Source organism: Microvirga mediterraneensis (genome assembly GCF_013520865.1).
Classification (GTDB): domain Bacteria; phylum Pseudomonadota; class Alphaproteobacteria; order Rhizobiales; family Beijerinckiaceae; genus Microvirga; species Microvirga mediterraneensis.
This window is the reverse complement of sequence record NZ_JACDXJ010000001.1, coordinates 2,200,171-2,224,442: the sequence shown is the minus strand read 5'-3', so window position 1 is coordinate 2,224,442 and position 24,272 is coordinate 2,200,171. Positions and strand designations below refer to the sequence as shown.

Below are 24,272 nucleotides of genomic sequence, written 5' to 3'. Positions count from 1 at the left end.
GGATTGTGTTACCATGCCCGATGAAGACATGCACGTCACGTTCGGCGATCTGGATTTCAACACCATTGAAGCGGCCGTCATGGAGACGGCGCGTGGCCGGTGGTTCCTGAAGGAATATGCCCGGCGCAACCGCAATGCGGATACGCAGGCCGTGCTCGAGGCCGTGGAGCGCCTGAAGGCCTTGCCCCTGGAGGCCAGGACGGTCGAGCCGTTCAGGGCTTGCCTGGAGACAATGGCCGCCTCGATCCGGCAGACCAAGGAGGAGGTCCGCTCCTTTCCGGCCCTGGAGACCGGCGATCCCATGACCTCTCTCCCGGAGGCCGCCTTTCAGGAAGCGGCCGAACGGCGCATCCGGCTCATGGTGTCGACGCTCCAGGACCTGGAACGCGAGATCCAGGGCATGATCGATCTCACCCGGGTCGAAATCGAACGGACCGGAGTCTCGATAAAAACCGGCCCTTTCGAGGCTGAGAAGGCCCCGCATTCCCACCCGCGCCCCGCCTTCCTGATGTAGGCAGGCTATGCCCTGGAATGGGCCTTCTCGATATTGGCGAAGAACTGCCGGGCGCTTTCGTGCCAGGTAAAGGTCTCGCCATAAGCCCGGCAGCGATCCTTCGGAATGGCGAGAGCCGCCAGAGCGGCCTCCCGCAGATCGGCCTTGAGGACCCCGCAGCCCGAAGACCCGATCACGTCGAGCGGTCCCGTGACCGGAAAGGCGGCGATCGGCAGCCCCGAGGCCAAAGCCTCGATCAGCACGATGCCGAAGGTGTCGGTGAGGCTCGGAAAGACGAAGACGTCCGAGGAGGCATAGACCCGCGCCAAGTCTTCGCCCGTGAGAGAACCGAGAAAGCGGACATCAGAATATCGCCGCTCGAGCTCCAGGCGGGAAGGCCCGTCCCCAACGACCACCTTCGTGCCGGGCAGATCGAGGCTCAGGAAGGCGTCCAGGTTCTTCTCGACCGCGACCCGTCCGACATAAAGGAAGACGGGCGCGGAAGCGTCCAGGATCCGCTCGCCTCTGGGCCGGAACAGGACCGTGTCGACACCCCGGGTCCAGCGCAGGATGTTCCGGAAGCCGCGCCCCGTCAGCTCCCGTTCCAGGGAGGGGGTGCTCACCATCATGGCGCGGGCTGCCCGGTGGAAGCGCCGCAGGGCTCCGTAGGACCATGCCTCGGGGATTCCGGTCCGCGCCGCCACGTATTCCGGAAACCGCGTGTGGTAGCTCGTGGTGAAGGCGCGTCCCTGGCGGATGCAGGCGAGCCGCGTCGCCAGGCCGATGGGCCCTTCCGTGGCGATGTGGACATGGGTCGGCCGGATCTCATCGAGGAGATCCGCCAGGGAGCCGGGCCCGGCCAGGGAAAGGCGGATTTCCGGATAGGTCGGCATGGGAATGGATCGGAACCGCTCGGGCGTGACGAACACGGCCTCGGCGCCGAAGCGCGGCGCCTCGGCCGCCATGTATTCCAGCGAACGCACCACCCCGTTGATCTGGGGATGCCAAGCATCGGTTGCGATCAGCAGGCGCATCAGGCGGCCTTCCCTCTGATCGTCACCTCGACGAGACCTTGGTCCCTGGCCGCCTCGCGCTGGACATCGCTCCACCGGATCAGTTCGAAGGAGCCGTCGTAATGCTCGACCACCGCCGTGCAGGACTCGACCCAGTCGCCGGTATTCACGTAGGCCACGCCGAACTGGTCGTGCATGATCGCATGGTGGATATGGCCGCAGATCACGCCGTCGGCTTCCTGGCGCCGGGCTTCCGCGGCCAGAAGCTCCTCGAAGCGGCTGATGTAGTTCACCGCGTTCTTCACCTTCAGCTTGGCCCAGGACGACAGCGACCAATAGGTCAGGCCGAGGCGTCGCCGCACGATGTTGAGGTGGGTGTTGACGAAGAGAGCGGCCGCATAGGCTCCGTCTCCGAGCAGGGCGATCCAGCGGGCGTGCCGGACCACCAGGTCGAACTGATCGCCGTGGATCACGAGGTAGCGCTTGCCGTCCGCCGTTTCATGCAAGGCATAATCCGCCAGCTCGATGCCTCCGAGATTGACCCCGATATAGTCGCGCAGGAATTCGTCGTGGTTGCCGGGAAGGTAGACGAGGCGAGCCCCCTTTCGGACCTTGCGCATCAGTTTCTGCAGGACGTCGTTATGGGCCTGCGGCCAATACCAGCCTGATTTCAGGCGCCAGCCGTCCACGATGTCGCCGACGAGATAAATCGTATCGGCATCGTAGGCCTTGAGAAATTCGAGCAGCGCCCCGGCCTGGCACCCCTTCGTGCCCAGGTGGAGATCGGACAGGAACAGGGTCCGTACGCGCAGAGCATTCACATCCTGAGCCATGGGCTTCTCCGGCGGGCTTGCTGTTCAAGCAGCCAAACCGGATTCGCATCTCGTCCCCATGACGGATTTCCTGCAAATTTGTGACGGCGGACATGTCCCATGCGTCCGGCGCAGGGGTTTCGCGTCGATTAGGGGTTCACGAAGGAGCTTGTCCGTGGTTGGTTGCAAGCTTCAAGCGACGCCATCCGTGAAAATCCTCCTCCTGTGAAACCTCTTCTGGGGATCTCCCTCAAAGTCATCTCCGCCGTCGTCTTCACGATGATGTCGGCGACCCTCAAGACCCTCTCCTCCCGCTATCCTGTCGGCGAGATCGTCTTCTTCCGCTCGGCCTTCGCGCTGCTGCCGCTGCTGCTGTGGCTGAAGTGGCAGGGGGATCTCATCAATGCGGTGCGGACGAAGAACGTGGTCGGCCATTTCAAGCGCGGCTTCATCGGCACGGGCGCGATGTATCTCGGCTTCGCCGCTCTCTCCTACCTGCCCCTGCACGACGCCATTGCCATCGGCTACGCCTCGCCACTCATGGCCGTCATCCTGGCGGCGCTTCTGCTCAAGGAAACCGTGCGCGCCTACCGGTGGACCGCCGTCGGCATCGGATTCGTCGGCGTGCTGATCATGCTGTCGCCCTATCTGAATGTCGGCACTTTCGGCGGAGACCTGAATGCGGGGCCGACCCTCGGCGCGATGCTGGCCTTCGCCGGCGCCTTCTGCTCGGCCGGCGCCATGATCCAGGTCCGTCGTCTGACCGAGACGGAGAAGACCGGCGCCATCGTGTTCTATTTCTTCATCATGGCGTCGGGCCTTTCGCTCTGCACCATCGCCCTGGGCTGGCGCATGCCCGATGGTCCGGACCTCGCGCTGTTCATTCTCATCGGCATCCTGGGCGGCGTCGGGCAGATCCTGGTGACGCAATCCTATCGCTACGCGGATACGTCCGTGATCGCGCCGTTCGAATATACGACGATGATCTGGGCGCTCCTGTTCGGCTGGTTCATGTTCGGCGACCTGCCGACCTTCACCGTCCTGACCGGGGCCACCATCGTGGCCGCGACCGGCCTGTTCATCGTCTGGCGCGAACACCGGCTCGGGCCCCTGCGAACGAAAGAGCTGCAGGCCACGCCCCAAAGGCCGGGTGTCTGAACCGAAAACGAAACGCTACGGCGCCGCAGGCGCTTGACCCATCCCGGCGATTACCCCACAACCGTTTTGAGGAACGAATGTTCTCTTTTACGGAACAGAGGCAGTCATGGGCGTCGAGGGCAAAGAGCGGAACCGGGAGCTGGAAACAGGCGCACAGGTTCTGTCCGGCAACATGGGAAAGACCATCCAGCGGTTGCGCAAGGCCTACAACCTGTCCCTGTCGGAACTCGCCGAGCAATCCGGCGTCGCGAAGTCGATCATCAGCCAGATCGAGCGCAACGAGACCAACCCGACGCTCGCCACCATCTGGCGTCTGAGCCAGGCCCTGGACGTGTCGATCGAGCGTGTTCTCGCCTCTGGCGACGAGGAGCCTTTCATCGAGAAGTCCTCCAAGGCCGACACCCCGATCCTCGTGTCGGAGGACGGCAAGATGCGGCTCGCCATCATCGGCTGGCTCAAGACCATCGAGTGGCTGCAATGGTACGACGTGCAGTCCGAGCCCGGCGGCGTGCTCGATTCCGACAGCCACCAGCGCGGCTCGGTGGAATGCCTCTCGGTCCTGGAGGGAGAATTCGAAGTGGAAGTCGGCGGCGTGACCCAGCAGGCGAAGGCCGGCGAGAGCCTGCGCTACCGCTGCGACCGCCCCCATTCGGTACGCTGCGTCGGCAACGCGCCCGGACGCGCCACCATGGTGTGCATCCTCAAGGCTGCCGTGATGGATTAAGACCCGGATACGGTCCGGTCCCTGCAAACGGCGTTATTCATTTCGTGTCAAAGAGCCAGCCCCTTGGGGCCCGCAGCTTGCGCTGCGAGCCTTTCGGGTTCGAGGGTGGCGCGTCGGGCAGCCCGGCTCGCTCGTGTGTGTTGATGGAAGAGCCGAACTGCTCGTCACGCACGGTTCTTTTCAGGTGGACCAGCTGGGGAGCCCCCAAGGTCGACCTCCCGCGACCACAGGATTGCGAGGCCTGCGGCGGGACCGTGCCTGCTCTCACTCTTGCGACGCCTCGCGAGCGCGCCCCTCGTCAGAGCAGATCTAGGGCAACGATATAGCCAAGGTTATCCGCCCTGTCAAGAACAAAGTGAGAACATAACATCGCCCCGATGACATTCTCCGGCCTCATCCTGAGGAGCAGCGCAGCGGCGTCTCGAAGGATCGTCCAGGGCGCCTCCAGGGCTCTCCAGCCCCTCCTTCGCGACGGTCGCTCTGCGACCTCCTCAGGATGAGGCCGGAGGGATGGCAAGCAAAACGTGCGAGGCCGGGACGAGGCCGGCCATGACGATGAAGGTGTCAGAACCTGAAGCGTCCACCTCCAGAAAGGCGGGAGTGGTCGCGCATGATTCTCGGAAAGCCCTATTCCGGCTTCTTGAAGCCTGGCCTCGGAGGCAGGGACAGGAGGTATTCCGCCATGGCCTGACGATCCGCCTCGGACAGATGGGCCGTGTTGGCCACCACGGCGCCCATCGGCCCGCCGACCGTGTCGAAATTCGGCGTCTCGCCCGTCTTCAACAGGGTCGCGAGGTCATCTTGCGTCCAGCCTCCGATGCCGGTCGGATGCGGAGTGATGTTGGGAACGATACCCCTGCCCTCCGGGTCGGGTCCGCCAGCGAAGCGCCGGTCTTCGATGATGGCGCCCGCGGCGTTGCGCTCGCTGTGGCATTCGGCGCAGTGCCCCGGCCCGTTCACCAGAAAGGCGCCCCGGTTCCAGATTGCCGGCTTGGACGGATCCGGCTCGAAGACCTTCCCGTCCAGGAAAGCGAGCTTCCACAGGCCGACACCGCGGCGGATGTTATAGGGAAAAGGCAGCTCGTGATCGGGAGCACGACCTTCGACAGGCGCAAGCGTCATGATGAAGGCGAAGAGGTCCCGCAGGTCCTCCCGGCTCATCCGCTGATAGCTCGTATAGGGAAAGGCCGGGTAGGCATTGTCGCAACAGGTCGTGTGCCTCGGCTCGCTCGCGGAGGCGCTTGCAGCCTGAACCTTGGGGATGATTCCGAATCGCATTGCCGCCACGAACTGCTCGAGGGACCAAGCCCCGATGCCGTCGGTCTTATGGGGCGAGATATTCGGGACGTGGAAGGTGCCGAAGGGCGATTTCAGCGCATAGCCTCCTCCGAGCTTCAGCTTGTCAGGGTCGTTCGGCCTTGCATGGCAGGACGTGCACCCGCCGACGAAGAACAGATTGCGGCCATTCTCCAAATCCGGCTGCCCTGTCGGCATCGATCCGAGGTTCGCCATCTGCCGGGCGGGGTCCGTCAGATACCAGAGGATGGCCCCGGCTAATGCGACGATCACGATAAGGGCAACAAAGATACGCTTCATGCGGGGAGGTCTCCTCCCGAGAGGTTAGATGCTGCTCAAGCTTCAAGCCACATGGGAATTCTTCCGCCCACGAAGAAGTGAAACCGGAGGGGCCCCATCCTTGCTCTCCCGGCCCTGGTCGGTGCGGCCGCGTCGGAACGGCCCGTCAGCCGCCGGCTGCCATGCCCGCCGCCGCTGCCCCCACGGCCACGCGTCCCCTATGCTGTTACTCATACCTCCGGGTATTCACGGGCACTTTGGTGGTACCGGATGGACTAGATCGTTAAGGCAGGACGTTTTTCAAACGTTCGCGAATACAATCAAGTGCCACAGCAACACGGTGGGGGCACCTGTGACAACCATCAGCCAGAACCTCCAGGCATTGGGAAAATCCCCTGCCTCAGCCGCACCCGGCGACGTTACTCCTCTGGAGACTCATCTCACCATAGGACACGCGATCCGAACGGTTGCGGCTCTGCATCCTGAGCAGCCGGCCATCATCTCCTCGCGGTTTCCGCCTCTCGGATACGGCGACCTGCACCTGCAACTGGACGAATTTCGCAGTCAGTTGCGCCGAGGCGGCTTCACCTGCGGCGACCGCATCGGCGTGCTCATGCCCAATGGCCCGGAGGCTGTTCTTGCCATCCTGGGCGTCGCCTGCTCGGCGACAGCCGTCCCCTTCGATCCCCGGCAAACGCCCGAAGAACTGAACGGCAAGCTCGAGGCCCTTCACCTGGATGCCCTTCTGGTGCTGCGCGACGGCTTCCCCGAAGCGTCGTCCATCGCCGCGCAACGGAATCTGACGATCATCGAGGCCGCCCCCGTCGAGGATGGCAGGCTCGGGCTGACGCTGGTGCTCCCGACCTCGACGTCTCCAGCGCCCGAAGGCGATCCGACTCCCGACACACCCGCCTTCATCCTGCAGACCTCCGGCACGACCGCGCAGCCGAAGCTGATCCCCTTCACCCATGCCAACATGCTGGCAGCGGCGGCGCGCCTGAAAATCTGGTTCGGGCTTACATGCCGCGATCGATGCCTGAGCGTATCGCCGCCTTTCTACTCCCATGGCCTGAAGGTGACCGTCTTCACGCCTTTGCTCTCGGGCGGCAGCATCGCGATCCCGGCCGATCCCACAGCGGTGGATCTGCCCGAATGGTTCGACGGCCTGCGCCCGACCTGGTACTCGGCCGGTCCTGCGCTGCACCGCGCCGTGCTCGACCAGGCGAAGGGTACGGACAACATCCAGTCGATGCATACATTGCGCTTCGTCGTTTCCGGCGGCGCGCCGCTCCCGGGTGGCGTGCGGGAGGCGTTGCAGAACGCTCTCGGCATCCCCGTCCTCGAACATTACGGCTTGAGCGAAGCCGCCCAGATCGCAGCCAACCTGCCGCCGCCCGGCCTGAACCGGCCCGGTACATGCGGGCGGCCATGGCCGGGCACCGTCATGATCGCAGGCGAAGACGGGAACAAGCTTCCCCCCGGGGAACAGGGCGAGGTCTGGGTTCGCGGTCCCACGCTGACCTCCGGCTATCTCGGTGCTCCAGGCATCAATCGGGACGCTTTCGTGGATGGTTGGTTTCGCACCGGCGACCTCGGCAGCCTCGACAAGGACGGCTTTCTGCTCCTGCACGGGCGCCTCGCCGAGGTCATCAACCGCGGCGGCGAAAAGATCGCCCCTGCCGAGATCGACGCCGCGCTCCTGTCCCACCCGGCCGTGGCCGAAGCAGCCAGCTTCGCCGTGCCCCACCCACGGCTCGGCGAGGACGTCGCGGCTGCCGTCGTCCTTCGTCCCGAGGCCTCCGCAACACCCTCGGACCTGCGCCGGTTTCTCCAGGACAAGCTGACGTCCTTCAAGATCCCGCGCCGCATAGAAATCCGCGATCAGTTGCCGAAGGGCGTCACGGGCAAGATTCAGCGGCGACGGCTCGCGGAGGCTGCCTCGGCCGATGGGAAGACATCGGTGAGCTCGCATCCGCGAAACCTGGAGGCCGACCTGTTGCAGCTGTGGCGGAGGCTGCTCGGCTCCGAGACGCTGACGATCGACGACGACTTCTTCGAGAGCGGCGGCGACTCTCTTCTCGCGACAGGGATGCTCATCGAGGCCGAAAGACTCGTCGGCCGCCGCATTCCCGAGACAATCATGTTCGAGGCCGCGACCATCCGCCAGATCGTCGCGACGCTGACCGCGGAGCCTGAGCAAACGGCCGTCTCCCGCGCTCGGTCGCACCGAGCTGACGACCCGCGACCGCTTTTCTTCTTCCATGGCGACTTCAACAACGGCGCCCTGCAGATCCGGAAAATGGTACGGCTTCTCGGATCCGGTCAGCCCATCATCCCCATCAACCCTCATGGACTGCACGGGGAAGCCATTCCGGCATCCTTCGAGGAAATGGCCGCCGCGTGCCTGCCGCAGATCCTGGAGCGGCAGGCCAACGGCCCGTTCCTGCTGGGAGGGAAGTGCAACGGCGCGATGGTGGCTTTCGAAACGGCTCGCCTGCTGGTGGCCGCGGGCCACAAGGTCGACATGGTTGCGATGGTCGACCCGCCGACCGTCTGCGCCCGTCCTGTCATGCGCACGATCCTCAGGATCATGAGGCTTAAGGCGTCGCCGCTCAGGGTCGGCTGGGCCTATGACCAGATGGCGAGATTGGAGCGGTTCTTCTCTCTCACGCCCATGCAGGCTCTTGCCAAGATGCGGCGTCTGGCGCCCATGAAGATCCTCGAAAGGGCGTATGTCCGCCTGTTCAGGGAGGACTTCACGCTTGGTCCTTCGACGACGTGGGAAGCCTATTCGATTGCGATGTCACGCTATCTGCCGGCGCCTCTCGATGTACCGGTCGTATTCTATGCGGCGACCCATCACGGCCGCTCGTGGTCTCGGATGAGCCCGAACGTCGAAGTGGTCGAGGTTCCCGGCGGGCACGATCACTGTTTGACGATAGGCGCCAAGGTCATCGTGTCGGATCTCCAGCAGCGGATCGCACGCCTGTCGACTTATCTCGGCAAGGGATCGGAACGGTCGCCGTGACGCTTGACCGAAGGGCTCGCGAGCGCTTTGCGCATCGAACCACCTCCGAATGAAACGGGCGGCCCGAGGGCCGCCCATCTTCACGCTCTCTGATTTAGGAGCTCTTCTTCCGGAACTCGTTGTGGCAGGTGCCGCAGTTCTGGAGGACCTTCGGCATCTCCGTCTTGAACGAGGCCTCGTCCTTGATCGAAGCCATCGCCGTCTGGGCATCCTGGCTCATCTTCTTTCCATAGGACTCGAACTTTGCCTTGTTCTCCCAAACGGCCGGGAGGGCCTCGGTCTTGGGCGCATCCTTCGAGTTCTCGGGGAACAGGGCCACGAACTTCACGGGGTTTTCCGCCAGCACCTTCAGGCCGGCCTGGACCTTGGCGAGGTCGAATGGCTCCTGGCCGCGCATCATGGCGCCGATGGGCCTGGTCTGGGCCCCCATCTCCTTCATGAGCGCCTGGCGCTGCGCGACGACATCGCTCTGCGCGATGGCGGCGCTCACCCCGAGGGCCACGAGGCCGGCGGCAAAAATCGTACGCTTCATATTGTCTTTCCCTGTTGGGCGCGACCGATGGCGTCCCTACGAACCACCGTCAGCGGGCCGGCATTAGCGCATATCTCGTGAAGCTTGAGCACTCCACCTTGGAACAAATCTCTGTGAATGGCCCAGCCTGCCTCTTCACTCCACGGGTTCGCCCGATGCGATCCAGTCCTTGAATCCGCCCTTGTAGTGCTCGCGGATATCGCGGCCGGAAGCCTGGGAGAATTCGAGGGCCCGGACCGAGCGGACGCCGGCCGCGCAGGAAAACACGATCCGCTTCCCTTCAGGCAGGGAGGACGGGTCGAAGGTCGAGAGCGGATGGGACACGGCACCGGGAATATGCCCGGCGGCGAATTCCTGCGGCTCGCGGACATCGACCAGAACGAGAGAGCCGTCCCGAAGCCCCTGCTTCACGGCCTCCCGGTCCAGATCGATGATTTTCGGCGCTTCACTCATGGACATTCCTCCCTGCGATGGGCCACTCATACCGGCTTCTCAGGGAGGAGCCAATCCGATCCCGGCTCACGCCAATGGCGGAATCCGCAGCACCCAGCCGGGCTGGATCATGTCGGGGTCCTTGACCGGCGGGGAGTTGGCCTTGACGATCTCGGTGTATTTCGCGCCCTTGCCCTTGCCGTAATGCTTCTCGGCGATCTCCCAGAGGGTGTCGCCCTTCTGGACCGTATACATGGTCGAGACCTGCGCCGGCTGCTGGACCTGAAGCTCGCTCGTATCGACCTCAGCCACCCCATAGGTATTGCCGAGGGACAGGATGATCTTCTCGGCCTCTTCCTGGGTGGTGGCCTGGCCCGACAGCTTCACCTTGTCGCCTTCGACCTGGATCCCGAGCTTGGAGGCGTCGAACCCGTGCCCCTGGACCTCCTGCTGCAGCTTCTCGGGAGTCGCCGCGGCGGCGCTTCCACCGAAGATCTTGGCGCCTGCCTCTTTGATGAACTTGAACAGACCCATGTCGTCCTCCTCCTGACGCCCGGCTCACCATGGCCAAGCTGGGAGGAAGACGCACATTTGCCCTCAGGGTTCCGATCAGGCCAGGTTCGAGAAGACATCGGCCAGCGACGGCAGGCGATCCTTCAGCCTGAGCAGGGCGATCAGCTCGATCTGCACGATGGCCGTGTCGAACTCCTGGTCGGGGTCGTGCTCCAGGCGCTCCTCGAAGGCGGCGAGGATCTCGTCCTTCGAGCGGCCCTTCACGGCCATGATGAAGGGGAAGCCGAATTTCTGCCGGTAGGCGTCGTTCAGCTTCAGGAAGCGGCTGCGCTCCTCCTCCGTCAGACTGTCGAGGCCGGCGGAGGATTGCTCGTTGCGGGAATCGGCCGTGAGGTCGGCGAGCTTCAGCCGCCCGGCGAGATCCGGGTGGGCGTTGATCAGGGCCAGTTTCTGCTCGCGCGCTCCCTCCGAGAGCGCCTGGACCATGGCGGCGTGGAGCCCTTCGGCCGTATCCTGCCCGGTGGTCAGCCCGGCGTCGTAGGTGCGCTCCGCGACCCAGGGCGAGTGCTCGAAGATGTCGCCGAAGACATCGACGAACAGGATCCGGCTCATGCGGCTGGGCTTGAGATCGGCCGGGCGGTGATGCCGGATCCAGTGGCGGGCGATGTCGATGCGCCGGGCCACCCAGACATGCTCATGGGACGCGACGTAGTCGAGGAAGCGGGCGAGCGCCGCGGCGCGGCCGGGGCGGCCGACGAGGCGGCAATGGAGACCGACCGACAGCATCTTCGGCGCCGTCTCGCCCTCCGCATAGAGCGTGTCGAAACTATCCTTCAGGTAGGCGAAGAACTGGTCGCCCGCATTGAACCCCTGCGGGGTGGCGAAGCGCATGTCGTTGGCGTCGAGCGTATAGGGCACGATCAGCTGCCGCCGGTCGCCGTGCTGTTCCCAGTAGGGCAGCTCGTCGGCGTAGGAATCGGCGCTGTAGAGGAACCCGCCCTCCTCCGCCACGAGGCGGTTGGTGTGCTCCGAGGTGCGGCCCGTATACCATCCGAGGGGCCGCTCCCCGGTCACCTCCGTGTGGATGCGGATCGCCTCCTTCATGTGCGCCCGCTCCTCCTCCGCCGAGAAGTCGCGGTAGTCGATCCATTTCAGGCCGTGGCTGGCGATCTCCCAATCGGCCTCCTTCATGGCCGCGACCGCGTCCGGGTTGCGCATGAGGGCCGTGGCGACGCCATAGACGGTCACGGGCATGTCGCGCTCGGTGAACATCCGCCACAGGCGCCAGAAGCCCGCGCGGGAGCCGTATTCGTAGATCGACTCCATGCTCATGTGGCGCTGGCCGAGCCATGCTTGTGCGCCCACGATCTCGGACAGGAACGCCTCGGAGGCGCGGTCCCCGTGGAGGATGCTGTTCTCGCCGCCTTCTTCGTAATTGATCACGAACTGAACGCAGATCCGCGCTCCGTTCGGCCAGCGCGGATGCGGCGGGTTGCGGCCGTAGCCGACGAGGTCGCGGGGATAGGTTGTCTCGGGCAAGGTCAGCTTCCTCGATAGGTGGAATAGCTCCAGGGCGAAACGAGGAGCGGAACATGGTAATGCCCGTCGGGCTCCGCGAGGCTGAATCGGATCGGGACCGTGTCCAGGAACGGCGGATCGGCGGTCGCCGTGCCGAGCGCCTTGAAATAGGCCCCGACCGAGAAGACGAGCTCGTAGGTTCCCGTTCGGAACGCCTCGCCCGTCATCAGGGGCGCGTCCGTGCGTCCGTCGGCATTGGTAACCGTACGCGCGATTGAGCGCCGTTGCTCACCCTCGAGGGAGAAAAGCTCGATGGCGACGCCGCGCGCGGGCCGGCCGTTGGCGGTATCCAGTACGTGGGTGGACAGGCGTCCCATGTGACCTCTCGGGTGACGAACAGCTTCCGTTGATCCTGGATCATCTTTCGGCCCTATGCCCCGGCGTCAAGCCGCATCCATAAGTCTCATTGCGGAAATGGCGGGTTTCCGGGACAGGGTTCCTGTTGAAAAAGCCCGTGGCCGGGCCTTCCGCAAACGGAGGCGCCGCCATAGGGTAAACGTACCCTTATCGCACAAGTGATTGCATGATCGACCCGCAGATTTCCGAATGGATCAGCCAGATCATTCGCTGGATCCACGTGATCACGGCGATAGCCTGGATCGGCTCGTCCTTCTATTTCATCCATCTGGATCTCAGCCTCAAGAAGCGCGAGGGGCTGCCGGAAGGCGTCGGCGGCGAGGCCTGGCAGGTGCACGGCGGCGGGTTCTACAACATGCGCAAGTATCTCGTTGCGCCCCCCGAGCTGCCGAAGGAGCTGACCTGGTTCAAATGGGAGAGCTACTCCACCTGGATCAGCGGCTTCTTCCTCATCGTCTGGGTTTATTATCTCCACGCCGATCTCTACACCATCGATCCCAGCGTCCGGGCCCTGGCGCCCTGGCAGGCGCCCGTCATCGGCATCGGCGGCCTCGTGGTGAGCTGGTTCGTCTATGAGGGCCTGTGCCGCTCTCCCCTGGGCAAGAACGGGATCGTCCTCGGGGTTGCTCTTTTCGTCTACATCCTGCTGGCCGCCTTCGCCTTCACCCAGGTGTTCAACGGCCGCGCGGCCTTCCTCCATACGGGCGCTATGATCGCCACCTGGATGTCGGCGAGCGTGTTCTTCATCATCATCCCGAACCAGACCAAGGTGGTGGCGACCCTGCTGGCGGGCGGATCGCCGGACCCCAAACTGGGCAAGGAAGCCAAGCTGCGCTCGACGCACAACAACTACCTGACGCTTCCGGTCATCTTCCTGATGCTGTCGAACCACTATCCGCTCGCATGGTCGTCGCGCTACTCGGTGGCCATCATCGGTCTGATCGTGATCGCGGGCGCCGTGATCCGGCACTTCTTTAACTCGCAGCACGCCGGCAAGGGATCGCCCTGGTGGACCTGGGCACTGGCGGCGCTTTGCATCTGGGCGGCGATCTGGCTCTCGATCCTCGGTAAGCCGGGGAACGCCAATCTGGCGGTGGCTCCCGCGAAGGCGACGCCCGCCGCCGTCACCGCCTCCTTCGACGAGGCCGTGCTCACCATCCAGTCCCGTTGCTCCATGTGCCATGCGGCCGAGCCCGTGTGGGACGGCATTACGACGGCCCCGAAGGGCGTCCGCCTCGACACGCCGGAGGAGATCGCCCGCCATGCGGAGATCATCCGCGTCCAGAGCGTGCTGACCCACGCCATGCCGCCCAACAACATCACCGAGATGACCCTGGACGAGCGCAGGGCCGTGGCGACCTGGCTGGCGGCCAAGGACACGGCCACGCGCTGACGCATCGAACTGCAAGTCGGAACCGGTTTTGCTTGCAACGGTGCGGCAAGACCACACCTGCGAGCAGCGGACGTGAGGTCGAATTCACGTCCGCTGATCCGGCCCCTGTACGTCTGTCCCCAACCCTGAGATCCATCGGAGAAACCAAGTGACCGAACTCACCCTGGACACCGCCCAGAAGATTGCCGCGGCAACCCTCAAGACCGCGCGTGAGAAGGCCTTCAAGCCGCTGTCCGTCGTCATCTACGACGCCCGCGGCGCTCTCAAGGTACTCTTGTCGGAGGATGGGACCAGCCTGAAGCGGGCCGAGATCGCCATGGGCAAGGCCTATGGCGCCCTCGCCCTCGGCGTCGGCTCCCGCGCCCTGCACAAGATGGCGACCGACCGGCCCTACTTCGTCGCCTCGGCCACCCATGCGGTCGGCGGACAGCTCGTCCCGGTCCCGGGCGGTGTCCTGATCAAGGATGCCCAAGGCCGGGTTCTCGGCGCCGTGGGCGTCTCGGGCGACACGTCGGACAACGACGAGATCGCCGCCGCCGGGGGCATCGAAGCCGCCGGACTGGTGTTCGACACCGGGGCCTGAGGCCGCCTCACAATTTTAAACCTTTACTATCCCTCATCTTTTTGCATCTTGAGGGATAGTACTGGACATAAACAGTTGATTGATCAACAAATAGGGCAAGGTTACTGCCCTAACCGGCTCTGACCGAGACATTCAAGAACTCTGCAATAAACCAGAAAGGGAACCCCAACCGATGTCATCATGGATCAAACGCACGGCCCTTGCCGCCGTCGCCACGGCCGCCCTCACGGGCGCCGCTTCGGCTGAAGTCGTCTACAACCGCGCCAATTCGGGCGAGCCGGAGACGCTCGACACCCACAAGACCTCGACCGTCCAGGAATCGCACATCCTGCGCGACATGCTCGAAGGTCTCGTGACCTACAATGCCAAGGGCGAGGCCGTGCCGGGCCAGGCCGCAAAGTGGGAAGTCAGCGACGACGGCAAGACCTACCGCTTTACGCTCCGTGATGGCCTGAAGTGGTCGAACGGCGACCCGGTCACGGCCGAGGACTTCGTCTATTCCTACCGCCGCATCATGGATCCGGCGACCGGCGCGAAATACGCCAACATCCTTTATCCCATCAAGAATGCCGAGAAGATCAACAAGGGCCAGGGCAAGCCCGAAGAGCTGGGCGTGAAGGCGGTCGACCCCAAGACGGTCGAGATCACCCTCGAGTCCGCGACCCCCTACTTCATCGAGCTGCTGACCCACCAAACCAGCCAGCCCGTGCACAAGGCCTCGGTCGAGAAGTTCGGCAAGGACTTCGTGAAGCCGGGCAACATGGTGACGAACGGCGCCTACAAGCTGGTCGAGTTCGTGCCGAACTCCCACATCAAGCTCGCCAAGAACGAGAACTACTACGACGCCAAGAACGTCCAGATCGATACGGTCAACTACTTCCCGACCCCCGACTTCGCCGCCATGGTCCGCCGCTATGAGGCCGGCGAGCTCGACACCACGGACGACGTTCCGGCCGACCAGATGAAGTCGCTCAAGGAGCGCTTCAAGGACCAGGTCAAGCTCGGTCCGTATCTCGGCACCTGGTACATGGTCGTGAACTCCTCCAAGGCTCCCTTCAACGACGTGAAGGTGCGCCAGGCCCTCTCCATGCTGATCGACCGCGAGTTCATCGCCGAGCAGATCTGGGGCCAGACCATGCAGCCGGGCTACTCGTTCATGCCTCCGGGCGTGGGCAATTACGGCGAGCCGGCCTACATGAGCTACAAGGACCAGTCTCCGATCGACCGCGAGGAAGCCGCCAAGAAGCTCCTCACGGAAGCGGGCTTCGGTCCCGGCAAGCCGCTGAAGGTCGAGATCCGCTACAACACCACGGACAACAACCGGAACACGGTCATCGCCATTTCCGAGCAGTGGAAGCAGGCCGGCATCGAGACCTCCTTCATCAACACGGACGGCAAGACCCACTTCGCCCACCTGCGTGACGGCGGCGACTTCGACGTGGCCCGCTACGGCTGGATCGCCGACTATTCGGATCCGAACAACTTCCTGTTCCTGCTCAAGAGCGACAACAAGGGCTTCAACTACGGCAAGTACAACAATCCGGAGTTCGATAAGCTGCTCGACGACGCTGCCAAGGAGCTCGATCTGAAGAAGCGCGCCGACATGATGAAGAAGGCCGAGGCGATCCTCATGAAGGACATGCCCTGGATCCCGATCATGTACTACGGCAAGAGCAACCTGATCTCGCCGAAGATCAAGGGCTTCGTTCAGAACACCCGCGGCGTCTATCCGTCGCGCTTCCTGTCGAAGACGCAGTAAAAATAAATCTGTTAAGGGGGGCGGTCTGCGCGTCAGGCCGCCCTAATCTTTTATTGTTACGCTGTATCAGCCGGAGGAGCTTCCCGTGCTCTCCTTCATCTTTCGCCGTTTCCTGTCGGCCATCCCCACCCTCTTCATCATCATCACCATCTCGTTCTTCCTGATCCGGCTCGCGCCAGGCGGGCCATTCGATCTGGAGCGGCCTCTCGAGGCCAAGGTGATGGAAAACCTCAACCGGATCTATCAGCTCGATAAGCCGCTCTTTCAGCAATACCTGCTGTATCTCGGCGCCGTCGTGCGGGGCGATTTCGGGCCCTCCTTCATCCTGCGTGACTTCTCCGTGGGAGAACTCTTCGCCCGCGGTCTGCCCATCTCGATGACGCTCGGCGCCCTGGCCCTGTCCTTCGCCATCCTCGTCGGCGGGACCCTGGGCTCCATCGCGGCCCTGCGCCAGAACAGCACCGTCGATTACCTGGTCACCGGCATGGGCGCGCTCGGCCTCACCATCCCGAACTTCGTGGTGGCGCCGATCTTCCAGATCGTCTTCGGCCTGGCCCTCGCGTGGCTCCCGGTCGCCGGCTGGGCGAACGGGAACGTCCGAAACCTGATCATGCCCGTGCTGGTCCTGTCCCTGCCGCAGATCGCCGTCGTGGCGCGCATGACCCGCGCCGCCATGATCGAGAACCTGCGCTCCAACCACATCCGCACCCTGCGCTCGCTGGGCCTGCCCACGCGGGTGATCGTGGCCCATGCCCTGCGCGGCGCCGCCCTGCCCGTGGTATCCTATCTCGGCCCGGCGGCGGCGGCCCTGCTCACCGGTTCCGTGGTGGTGGAGACCATCTTCGGCCTGCCGGGCATCGGACGCTACTTCGTCGAAGGAGCGCTCAACCGCGATTACACCCTCGTCATGGGCACGGTCGTGGTGGTCGCCATCTTCGTTCTGCTCTTCAACCTCGTGGTCGATATTCTCTACGCCCTTATCGATCCGCGCATTCGCTACGAGTGAGACCTCCCATGGCTGAAGGCGCCGTTCTTCCCGTCGAGACCATGACGGGCCCCATCGCCGGACGATCCCTCTGGGCCGAGGCCCGCGGACGTCTCATCCGCAACCGCGCCGCGCTGACCAGCATCATCGTGCTGGGCCTGATCGCGATCGCCTGCATCTTCGGGCCGCTCTTCACGGGCCACCCCTTCGACAGGGTCTATCCCGATTACGTGAAGGTGCCGGCGAGCCTGGAGGCCTATCCCAAGGCCGACCAGATCGAGCCGAACATCGAGCGCATCGGCGCCCGCGTCCGCGCGAAGGCGGAGAACATCGCCATCGACAACGACGTCGCCCGCATGACGCTCGTGAGTTCGAGCAGCCGGCCGATCGACGAGCGGCTGCTCGCCTATTTCGAGCGCTCGGACCTGTTCGGCCCCGCCCGCGTGGTGGAGAAGCAGCTGGACGGCCAAAGGCTCGTTATCGATGTTCCCTTGAAGCGGCAGTACTTCTTCTTCGGCACCGACACCAACGGACGCGACCTTCTCACCCGCACCATGAAGGCGGGCCAGGTCTCGCTCGCCATCGGCCTGCTCGCCACCTTCGTGGCGATCCTCATCGGGGTGATCTACGGCGCGACGTCAGGCTATCTCGGCGGACGGGTCGATCTCGTGATGATGCGCATCGTCGACGTTCTCTACTCGCTGCCCTTCATCTTCTTCGTGATCATGCTGGTGGTGTTCTTCGGCCGCAACTTCGTGCTGATGTTCATCGCGGTAGGCGCCGTCGAATGGCTCGACATGGCCCGCATCGTCCGGGGCCAGACCCTGTCCATCAAGCGCCAGGAATACGTCCAGGCGGCCGAGGCATTGGGTGTCGAAACCAAGGGCATCATCCGCCGCCACGTGATCCCGAACACGCTGGGTCCGGTGGTGGTCTACATGACGCTGCTCGTGCCGAAGGTGATCCTGCTCGAGAGCTTCCTCTCCTTCCTCGGCCTCGGCGTCCAGGAGCCCAATACCAGCCTGGGCGTTCTGATCTCGGAAGGCGCCAAGAACATCCAGGGCGCCACCTGGATGCTGATCTATCCCTCCATCACGCTCGTCGCGATCCTGTTCTGCCTGAACTTCATCGGCGACGGCCTGCGCGATGCTCTCGACCCGAAGGATCGCTGAGATGGCTGACCCCGTTCTTTCCGTCCGCAACCTTCACGTCCGTTTCCGCACCGGCGACGGCATCCTCCACGCGGTGAAGGGCATCGACCTCGACATCAATCCGGGCGAAACCGTCGCCATCGTGGGCGAGTCCGGATCGGGCAAGAGCCAGACCATGATGTCCGTCATGGGGCTTCTCGCCTCGAACGGCTGGGCCGAAGGCTCGGTCAAGTATCGCGGCGAGGAGCTGGTGGGACTTTCCCCCGGCAGGCTCAACAACTACCGCGGCTCCAAGCTCACCATGATCTTCCAGGAGCCGATGACCTCCCTCGATCCGCTCTACCGGATCGGCGACCAGCTGGCCCTCCCGCTCACCACCCATGGCGGCCTGAGCAAGGCCGAGGCCCGCAAGCGCGCCATCGAGCTTCTGGAGCTCGTCCGCATCCCGGACCCGGCACGACGCATCGATGCCTATCCGCACGAGATGTCGGGCGGACAGCGCCAGCGCGTGATGATCGCCATGGCGCTCGCCAACAATCCGGACGTGCTGATCGCCGACGAGCCGACGACGGCTCTCGACGTGACCGTCCAGGCCCGCATCCTGGAGCTTCTCGCGGACCTGCAGAAGCGGCTCGGCATGTCGATCGTATTCATCACCCACGATCTCGGCGTGGTGCGCCGCTTCGCCGACCGCACCTATGTGATGAAGCGCGGCGAGGTGGTCGAAAGCGGCGACACCGACGCCATCTTCGCGGCCCCGAAGCACCCTTACACGCAGATGCTCATCGATGCCGAGCCGACCGGCCGCAAGGAGCCGGTCGCGTCCACGGCTCCCGTCGTGCTCGATGCGAGGAACATGGCGGTCCAGTTCACGCTGGAGAAGAGCTTCTTCGGCAAGGCGACGCATGTGCTCAAGGCCGTCGACGACGTGAGCCTGAGGGTTCGCGCCGGCGAGACGGTGGGCGTGGTGGGGGAATCCGGTTCGGGCAAATCGACCCTCGGCCGGGCCATCCTGCGCCTGCTTCCCGCCTCCGGGCTCGTCCGCTTCGAGGACCGCAACCTGATGCCACTCGACCGGGGCGGCATGAGGCCGCTGCGGCGCCATCTTCAGCTGGTGTTCCAGGATCCCTTCGGCTCCCTCTCTCCGCGCATGACGGCGGGCGAGATCGTGACCGAGGGCCTGCTCGTCCACGAACCCAGCATCTCACGCAAGGAGCGCGACCGGCGCGCCGCCCAGGCGTTCGAGGAGGTGCAGCTCGACCCGGCTTGGCGCAACCGCTTCCCGCATGAGTTCTCGGGCGGCCAGCGCCAGCGCATCGCCATCGCCCGAGCCATGATCCTGCATCCGAAGCTCGTGGTGCTCGACGAGCCGACCTCGGCGCTCGACCGCTCCGTCCAGAAGGAGATCGTCGAGCTGCTGCGCGGCCTGCAGAAGGCGCACGGCCTCGCCTACGTGTTCATCAGCCACGACCTCGCCGTCGTGCGCGCCCTCTCGGACGAGATCATGGTCATGAAGAGCGGCAAGGTGGTGGAACGCGGCACGGCCGAGGAGATCTTCGACAGGCCGCAGGAAGACTATACCCGCGACCTGATCGCGGCGGCGTTCCTGACCGAGCACGGCAGGGCAGAGGCGGCAACCCAGCCGCTGGCCTCTTGAGGTCCGCCCCCAACAGGCGCATCCCTGAGCCCTCATCCTGAGGAGGTCACGTCAGTGACCGTCTCGAAGGAAGAGGGCGTCTCCCGCGCACTCTGGACGCTCCTTCGAGACGCCGCTTGCAGCGGCTCCTCAGGATGAGGCCAGAGGTCGATGGGCAGACATCCAATCCTGGAACCAGACCCCATGGCGCGGATTTGACTCCGCGTCATGGCAAAGCTCGCAGCCTATCGCGCCAAGCGCGACTTCGCGAAAACCTCCGAGCCGGCGGGAAAGACCTCCCGCCGCCGAGGCGCCTCCTTCGTCGTGCAGAAGCACGATGCCTCCCGCCTGCATTACGATTTCCGCCTCGAACTCGACGGGGTCCTCAAGAGCTGGGCGGTGGCCAAGGGGCCGAGCCTCGTCAAGGGCGAGAAGCGCCTCGCGGTCCATGTGGAGGATCATCCGCTCGATTACGGCGACTTCGAAGGCACGATCCCGGAAGGCCAATATGGCGGCGGCACCGTTCTGCTGTGGGATCGGGGGACCTGGGAACCGGAAGGCGATCCTCGCGAAGGCTACGAGAAGGGCCGCCTCACCTTCCGCCTCGACGGCGAGAAGCTGCACGGAACATGGCATCTGGTCCGCATGGCGAAGCGTCCGCGCGAGAAGCAGGAATCCTGGCTTCTGATCAAGGCAGAGGACGGCTATGCTCGCAGCGAGGGCGATCCGGACATTCTCGACGAAGCGCCTCTCTCGGTGAAGACGGGCCGCTCGCTGGAGGAAATCGCCCCGGGACGGAAGGCGAAGAATTCTGCGGAGAAAAAGGCGCCGCCTGCAAAATCGAACAAGCCTGCGAAGCGGGCATCGTCGAAGTCCAAGGAATCCGACAGCGTTTCAGCGGAAGTCGCAGGCGTTTCCCTCACCCATCCTGACCGCGTGCTGTGGGAGGATCAGGGGCTGACCAAACTGGAATTGGCGGAGTTCTATTTCGGCATCCAGGATTGGCTCCTGCCGCATCTGATCAACCGCCCTCTCACGCTCATCCGCTGTCCCGGCGGGACGGAGAAGAAATGCTTCGTGCAGCGCCATTCCTGGGCGGGCATGAGTTCCTTCATTCACCAGGACATGGTGCCGGACGGAAAGAGCACGTCGGAAGTCCTGACGGTTCGCGACATCCAGGGCGTCGTTGCCCTCGTCCAGTCGGGCGCGCTGGAAATGCACGTGTGGGGCGCGACTCTGGCCGACCTCGAACATCCCGACCGGCTCGTGTTCGATTTCGATCCGGGCGACGGGGTGGAGTGGCCGGAGGTGATCGAAGGGGCTTTGGCCGTCCGCGAACGTTTGAAAACCGTCGGGTTGGAAAGCTTCGTGAAGACGACCGGCGGCAAAGGCCTGCACGTGGTCGTGCCGCTCAAGCCGAAGGCTCCCTGGAAGGATGCTCTCGTATTCACACGGGACCTCGCCGAAGCCATGGCGGCCGACGAGCCGGATCGCTACACGACCACTTCGGTCAAGCAGGAGCGCGAGGGCAGAATCTTCATCGACTACCTGCGCAACAATCGCGAGGCATCGGCGATTGCCCCCTACTCGACGCGCTCGCGAGCCGGCGCTCCCGTGGCCACGCCGGTTGCCTGGGAGGAGCTGACTCATGATCTCAAGCCCAACGGGTTCACCGTCAAGAACCTGAGCGAGCGCCTCGCCTCGCTGAAGCGCGATCCCTGGGCGGATCTCAGCAAGGTCGACCAAGTCCTGCCTGCGCGACGCCCCTCGAAGCGAACGTCGCGCAAGACCTAAGGCTCAGAAGAACGGAGCCTTGATCCCCTCCACCTCGAGCGCCTTCTGAACGGCTGGCCGTGCGAGCACGCGCTCGGCGAGGGCGTTGAGGTTCGGGATGCTGCGTGGCGGACGCGGCATGCCGCGGCCCCAGCGGATCAGCATGAAGAGGAAAAGATCGGCGGCGGAGAAGCGCTCGCCGAGGAGCCAGGTCTTGTCGCCGAGCTGCCCGGAAATTACGTCGAACATCCGGTCGAGGCGCTCACCTGCGGCCTGCTTGACACTCGGCGCGGCGGCCTCGTCGATGACGTGCTCGTGCGGGTAGAACCACGCACGATATTCCGCCTGGGGCGTATTCGAGAGGTGCATCATCCACTTGTAGAACGTGGCCCGCTCGGCGGTTCCGACCGCCGGCGCAAGGCCCGCTTCCGGGAACTTGTCGGCGAGGTGGAGGGCGATGGCGGCCGTCTCGAACAGGACCAGATCATCGTCGACGAGGACCGGAATGCGCCCGCTTGGATTGAGCTTGAGATACTCGGCGCTTTTCTGGGCGTTATGGCCGCGATCGACGAGGCGCAGCTCGAACTCCGCCCCGATTTCCCGCAGCATCATGTGCGGCAGGAGGCTGGCATTGCCGGGATAATAGTAGAGTGACAGCATCGTGGCAGCTTCTTCCATCGTGGTTGGCAGATCCTTGGTAGGTCGTGCCGGAACGCCCGTAAAGAGCAGCCCGGCCGCGATCCCAACCTTCCTTTCCGGCCATCCTGCCCTATCGTCCTGGGATATGGAGGAACGGGCATGGCGGAACAGGAACGGACCTTGATGAACAAGCTTCGGGTCGAACCCGGCGGGAAGGTTCGGCTGAAGGACCTGAACCCTCGGGACAAATCGCTCTTCAAGGACGAGGAGGAGACGAAGGCCGCAACGGCGGCTCTCGCCAAGGACATCGACATCCTGCAGGACCGGCTCTACGCGGAGGGGTCTCGCGCCCTGCTCGTGATCCTGCAAGGCACCGATACGTCGGGCAAGGACGGCACGATTCGCGGCGTCTTCAACGCGACCGGGCCGCTGGGAGTCTCGGTCCATGCGTTCGGCCCGCCTTCGCGGATCGAGCTGCAGCACGACTATCTCTGGCGCGTTCATGAGGCCTGCCCCAGGCGCGGCACCATCGGCATCTTCAACCGCTCGCATTACGAGGACGTGCTGATCGGCAAGGTCAGGAAGCTCGCGCCGGAAAAGGCCATCGAGCAGCGCTACGAGCAGATCAACGCGTTCGAGAAGATACTCGCGGAGAACGGCACGACCATTCTCAAGTTCATGCTGCACATCTCGAAGGATGAGCAGAAGGAGAGGCTGCAGGAGCGCCTGGACGATCCTGCGAAGCACTGGAAGTTCAACCCGAGCGACCTGGAGGACCGGCAGCACTGGGACGAGTACCAGGAGGCCTACGAGATCATGCTCAATCGCTGCTCGACGCCCTGGGCGCCCTGGCACATCATCCCCGCCGACCGGAAATGGGTCCGCAACGCGGCCATCGCCTCCATCGTCAAGGCGACCCTGGAGGAGATGGATCCGCAATACCCGAAAGTCTCCTGGAACCCGGGAGACTTCAAGATCGAGTGACGCCGGCTACTGCTGGATGCCAGGATAGGCCCACAGCCCCGAGACGCGCATGAGATCGCGATAGATCACCATCCGTTCGTCCTTGGAGACCTTCGCCGCCTCCTCGACCGAGGGTGCGTCGAGGGCCACGACCGGCAGGATAGGCGCGGTAAGGCCGTATTGCCGGAAGGCGTCCTCCAGCAGGGTGCGGGCGCGGCGCATGTGACTGGAGCTCGTCACCAGGATGACCGCATCGGCCGTGTGCCGCTTCAGCAGGTTGGCGACGTTGAGCACGTTGCCGACCGTATCCTTCGACTTGTCCTCGATCAGGATGCGGTCCCGGTCGACGCCCTTTTCCACCAGCCATTTGGTCATGACGTCGCCCTCGGTGACGCCGGCCTGGGGCTGGCCTCCGGTCACCATGACCCGGGCCGACGGGTTGGCGTTAGCGGCCTTCAAGGCCACGTCGAGGCGGTCGAGGAGCGGCTTCTCCGCCGTGCCGTCCTTTGCCAGCGCATAGCCGAGGGCGACGATCATCACCCGGCCGGAGACGGTCGGCACGTCCACGTTCGGGCGCTCGGCCATGATGGACTCGGCGCGGGCGAAACGCTGGCGATAGGCCTCCGCCCGATCGCGGTCGAGAGCCGCGAGAGCCTGATCGGTCAAGGCCACCTCGTCGGCCTGTCCCTCGATCCGCGCGAGCGCCGCGAGCCAGGCCTGCGCATCGAACGAGGCCGGGCTCTTGGCAAGAATGTCCTGATAGGTTGCGCGCGCGCCGGAAAGGTTCTTCTGCAGGATTTGGGACGAGGCCACCGCGAAGCGGAAATCGAGGCGCTCGGGCGCCAGGGTCGAAGCCTCGGCGAACGCCTTCTCCACCACGTCGTAGCGTCCGTGCAGGGTGATGCCCTTGAAGATTTCGGCCTCGGCCTTCTTCACGTCCCCGCCGGACCAATAATACTGCATGCCCGTATCGACCAAGGTCTTGATCCGGCTCGTATTGCCCTGATCGAACGCATGGGCGGTCACGGGGATGGACAGCGCGAGGAGAGTGGCTGCGCCGATGGTCGCGAACTTACGCATCTCGTAGGACTCCTTGATGTGGCGGGGCATTCAAGCTGGAGCCGACGACAATCGGATGTCAAACCCTAAGCCATCCACAGCCCAGGCTGAACTTT

General features: G+C 64.3%; 22 protein-coding genes. 12 read left to right on the top strand and 10 right to left on the bottom strand.

All coding sequences use genetic code 11. The features are described 5' to 3' along the window. The first annotated feature begins 13 nt into the window (after window positions 1-13). Window positions 14-514 (top strand): hypothetical protein, encoded by a 501-nt coding sequence (locus tag H0S73_RS10375; protein ID WP_181052102.1) that lies wholly within the window; start codon window positions 14-16, stop codon window positions 512-514. Window positions 515-519: 5 nt separating this feature from the next. On the opposite strand, the gene H0S73_RS10370 is transcribed toward H0S73_RS10375, so the two are convergent. Further along, entirely contained in the window at window positions 520-1,527 is a 1,008-nt protein-coding gene (locus H0S73_RS10370; RefSeq protein WP_181052101.1) for a glycosyltransferase family 4 protein, read from the bottom strand. Beyond that, entirely contained in the window at window positions 1,527-2,339 is an 813-nt protein-coding gene (locus H0S73_RS10365; protein WP_181052100.1) for a UDP-2,3-diacylglucosamine diphosphatase, read from the bottom strand. Before H0S73_RS10365 ends, H0S73_RS10370 begins: the two co-directional genes overlap by 1 nt. A 204-nt stretch (window positions 2,340-2,543) precedes the next feature. Between H0S73_RS10365 and H0S73_RS10360 the strand changes: the two genes are divergently transcribed. Together H0S73_RS10360 and H0S73_RS10355 are read left to right on the top strand one after the other, a co-directional pair. Further along, window positions 2,544-3,476: an EamA family transporter gene (locus H0S73_RS10360; RefSeq protein WP_181052099.1), complete on the top strand. Its 933-nt coding sequence runs from the start codon at window positions 2,544-2,546 to the stop codon at window positions 3,474-3,476. Window positions 3,477-3,582: 106 nt separating this feature from the next. Next, window positions 3,583-4,200 (top strand): helix-turn-helix domain-containing protein, encoded by a 618-nt coding sequence (locus tag H0S73_RS10355; RefSeq protein ID WP_181052098.1) that lies wholly within the window; start codon window positions 3,583-3,585, stop codon window positions 4,198-4,200. A gap of 627 nt (window positions 4,201-4,827) precedes the next feature. Here the strand turns inward: H0S73_RS10355 and H0S73_RS10350 are convergent. After that, window positions 4,828-5,796, bottom strand: coding sequence for a c-type cytochrome (locus H0S73_RS10350; RefSeq protein ID WP_181052097.1), 969 nt, complete (start codon window positions 5,794-5,796; stop codon window positions 4,828-4,830). A 331-nt stretch (window positions 5,797-6,127) separates the two neighbouring features. Between H0S73_RS10350 and H0S73_RS10345 the strand changes: the two genes are divergently transcribed. Continuing rightward, on the top strand, window positions 6,128-8,803 hold the full coding sequence (locus tag H0S73_RS10345) for an AMP-binding protein (RefSeq protein WP_343058309.1): 2,676 nt from the start codon (window positions 6,128-6,130) through the stop codon (window positions 8,801-8,803). Window positions 8,804-8,897: 94 nt separating this feature from the next. Here the strand turns inward: H0S73_RS10345 and H0S73_RS10340 are convergent, their stop codons facing one another. From H0S73_RS10340 to uraH, 5 genes are all read right to left on the bottom strand, one after another. After that, window positions 8,898-9,335, bottom strand: coding sequence for a c-type cytochrome (locus tag H0S73_RS10340; RefSeq protein WP_181052095.1), 438 nt, complete (start codon window positions 9,333-9,335; stop codon window positions 8,898-8,900). A 135-nt stretch (window positions 9,336-9,470) separates the two neighbouring features. After that, the gene (locus H0S73_RS10335; protein ID WP_181052094.1) at window positions 9,471-9,788 is read right to left on the bottom strand and encodes a rhodanese-like domain-containing protein; all 318 of its coding nucleotides are present in this window, start codon (window positions 9,786-9,788) and stop codon (window positions 9,471-9,473) included. Window positions 9,789-9,854: 66 nt separating this feature from the next. Next, window positions 9,855-10,301, bottom strand: coding sequence for a peptidoglycan-binding protein LysM (gene lysM / locus H0S73_RS10330; RefSeq protein ID WP_181052093.1), 447 nt, complete (start codon window positions 10,299-10,301; stop codon window positions 9,855-9,857). A gap of 75 nt (window positions 10,302-10,376) precedes the next feature. Continuing rightward, a complete protein-coding gene (puuE, locus tag H0S73_RS10325) occupies window positions 10,377-11,819 on the bottom strand; it encodes an allantoinase PuuE (RefSeq protein ID WP_181052092.1) in 1,443 nt (480 codons plus the stop codon). Between the two features lie 2 nt (window positions 11,820-11,821). Further along, entirely contained in the window at window positions 11,822-12,175 is a 354-nt protein-coding gene (gene uraH, locus H0S73_RS10320; RefSeq protein WP_181052091.1) for a hydroxyisourate hydrolase, read from the bottom strand. Window positions 12,176-12,381: 206 nt separating this feature from the next. On the opposite strand from uraH, the gene H0S73_RS10315 reads away from it, so the two are divergent. From H0S73_RS10315 to ligD, 7 genes are all read left to right on the top strand, one after another. Further along, window positions 12,382-13,608 carry a urate hydroxylase PuuD gene (locus H0S73_RS10315; protein ID WP_181052090.1) on the top strand — a complete coding sequence of 409 codons (1,227 nt, stop codon included), beginning with the start codon at window positions 12,382-12,384 and terminating at the stop codon, window positions 13,606-13,608. Window positions 13,609-13,756: 148 nt separating this feature from the next. Further along, window positions 13,757-14,191 (top strand): heme-binding protein, encoded by a 435-nt coding sequence (locus tag H0S73_RS10310; RefSeq protein WP_181052089.1) that lies wholly within the window; start codon window positions 13,757-13,759, stop codon window positions 14,189-14,191. A 172-nt stretch (window positions 14,192-14,363) separates the two neighbouring features. Beyond that, a complete protein-coding gene (locus tag H0S73_RS10305) occupies window positions 14,364-15,950 on the top strand; it encodes a peptide ABC transporter substrate-binding protein (protein ID WP_181052088.1) in 1,587 nt (528 codons plus the stop codon). 85 nt (window positions 15,951-16,035) lie between these two features. Next, window positions 16,036-16,956, top strand: coding sequence for an ABC transporter permease subunit (locus tag H0S73_RS10300; RefSeq protein ID WP_181052087.1), 921 nt, complete (start codon window positions 16,036-16,038; stop codon window positions 16,954-16,956). An 8-nt stretch (window positions 16,957-16,964) separates the two neighbouring features. Next, window positions 16,965-18,107, top strand: a complete 1,143-nt coding sequence (locus tag H0S73_RS10295; protein ID WP_181052086.1) for an ABC transporter permease subunit — start codon at window positions 16,965-16,967, stop codon at window positions 18,105-18,107. Between the two features lies 1 nt (window position 18,108). Further along, window positions 18,109-19,743: an ABC transporter ATP-binding protein gene (locus tag H0S73_RS10290; protein WP_181052085.1), complete on the top strand. Its 1,635-nt coding sequence runs from the start codon at window positions 18,109-18,111 to the stop codon at window positions 19,741-19,743. Window positions 19,744-19,950: 207 nt separating this feature from the next. After that, window positions 19,951-21,516, top strand: coding sequence for a non-homologous end-joining DNA ligase (ligD, locus tag H0S73_RS10285; RefSeq protein ID WP_181052084.1), 1,566 nt, complete (start codon window positions 19,951-19,953; stop codon window positions 21,514-21,516). A 3-nt stretch (window positions 21,517-21,519) separates the two neighbouring features. Here ligD and H0S73_RS10280 read toward each other — a convergent pair whose 3' ends face one another. Beyond that, a complete protein-coding gene (locus tag H0S73_RS10280) occupies window positions 21,520-22,155 on the bottom strand; it encodes a glutathione S-transferase family protein (RefSeq protein WP_181052083.1) in 636 nt (211 codons plus the stop codon). A gap of 138 nt (window positions 22,156-22,293) precedes the next feature. Between H0S73_RS10280 and H0S73_RS10275 the strand changes: the two genes are divergently transcribed. Next, window positions 22,294-23,118: a polyphosphate kinase 2 family protein gene (locus H0S73_RS10275; RefSeq protein WP_181052082.1), complete on the top strand. Its 825-nt coding sequence runs from the start codon at window positions 22,294-22,296 to the stop codon at window positions 23,116-23,118. 6 nt (window positions 23,119-23,124) lie between these two features. On the opposite strand, the gene H0S73_RS10270 is transcribed toward H0S73_RS10275, so the two are convergent. Then, window positions 23,125-24,177, bottom strand: coding sequence for a YdcF family protein (locus tag H0S73_RS10270; protein ID WP_181052081.1), 1,053 nt, complete (start codon window positions 24,175-24,177; stop codon window positions 23,125-23,127). Between the last annotated feature and the right edge of the window lie 95 nt (window positions 24,178-24,272).

Bases quoted from the DNA above. Each gene is read 5' to 3' on its own strand.
- H0S73_RS10275 (WP_181052082.1), top strand. From the start codon at position 22,294: ATGGCGGAACAGGAACGGACCTTGATGAACAAGCTTCGGGTCGAACCC.
- ligD (WP_181052084.1), top strand. From the start codon at position 19,951: ATGGCAAAGCTCGCAGCCTATCGCGCCAAGCGCGACTTCGCGAAAACC.
- H0S73_RS10365 (WP_181052100.1), bottom strand. From the start codon at position 2,339: ATGGCTCAGGATGTGAATGCTCTGCGCGTACGGACCCTGTTCCTGTCC.
- H0S73_RS10340 (WP_181052095.1), bottom strand. From the start codon at position 9,335: ATGAAGCGTACGATTTTTGCCGCCGGCCTCGTGGCCCTCGGGGTGAGC.
- H0S73_RS10370 (WP_181052101.1), bottom strand. From the start codon at position 1,527: ATGCGCCTGCTGATCGCAACCGATGCTTGGCATCCCCAGATCAACGGG.
- H0S73_RS10295 (WP_181052086.1), top strand. From the start codon at position 16,965: ATGGCTGAAGGCGCCGTTCTTCCCGTCGAGACCATGACGGGCCCCATC.
- H0S73_RS10375 (WP_181052102.1), top strand. From the start codon at position 14: ATGCCCGATGAAGACATGCACGTCACGTTCGGCGATCTGGATTTCAAC.
- H0S73_RS10355 (WP_181052098.1), top strand. From the start codon at position 3,583: ATGGGCGTCGAGGGCAAAGAGCGGAACCGGGAGCTGGAAACAGGCGCA.
- H0S73_RS10270 (WP_181052081.1), bottom strand. From the start codon at position 24,177: ATGCGTAAGTTCGCGACCATCGGCGCAGCCACTCTCCTCGCGCTGTCC.
- uraH (WP_181052091.1), bottom strand. From the start codon at position 12,175: ATGGGACGCCTGTCCACCCACGTACTGGATACCGCCAACGGCCGGCCC.
- H0S73_RS10290 (WP_181052085.1), top strand. From the start codon at position 18,109: ATGGCTGACCCCGTTCTTTCCGTCCGCAACCTTCACGTCCGTTTCCGC.
- H0S73_RS10350 (WP_181052097.1), bottom strand. From the start codon at position 5,796: ATGAAGCGTATCTTTGTTGCCCTTATCGTGATCGTCGCATTAGCCGGG.
- H0S73_RS10305 (WP_181052088.1), top strand. From the start codon at position 14,364: ATGTCATCATGGATCAAACGCACGGCCCTTGCCGCCGTCGCCACGGCC.
- lysM (WP_181052093.1), bottom strand. From the start codon at position 10,301: ATGGGTCTGTTCAAGTTCATCAAAGAGGCAGGCGCCAAGATCTTCGGT.
- H0S73_RS10280 (WP_181052083.1), bottom strand. From the start codon at position 22,155: ATGCTGTCACTCTACTATTATCCCGGCAATGCCAGCCTCCTGCCGCAC.
- H0S73_RS10335 (WP_181052094.1), bottom strand. From the start codon at position 9,788: ATGAGTGAAGCGCCGAAAATCATCGATCTGGACCGGGAGGCCGTGAAG.
- H0S73_RS10315 (WP_181052090.1), top strand. From the start codon at position 12,382: ATGATCGACCCGCAGATTTCCGAATGGATCAGCCAGATCATTCGCTGG.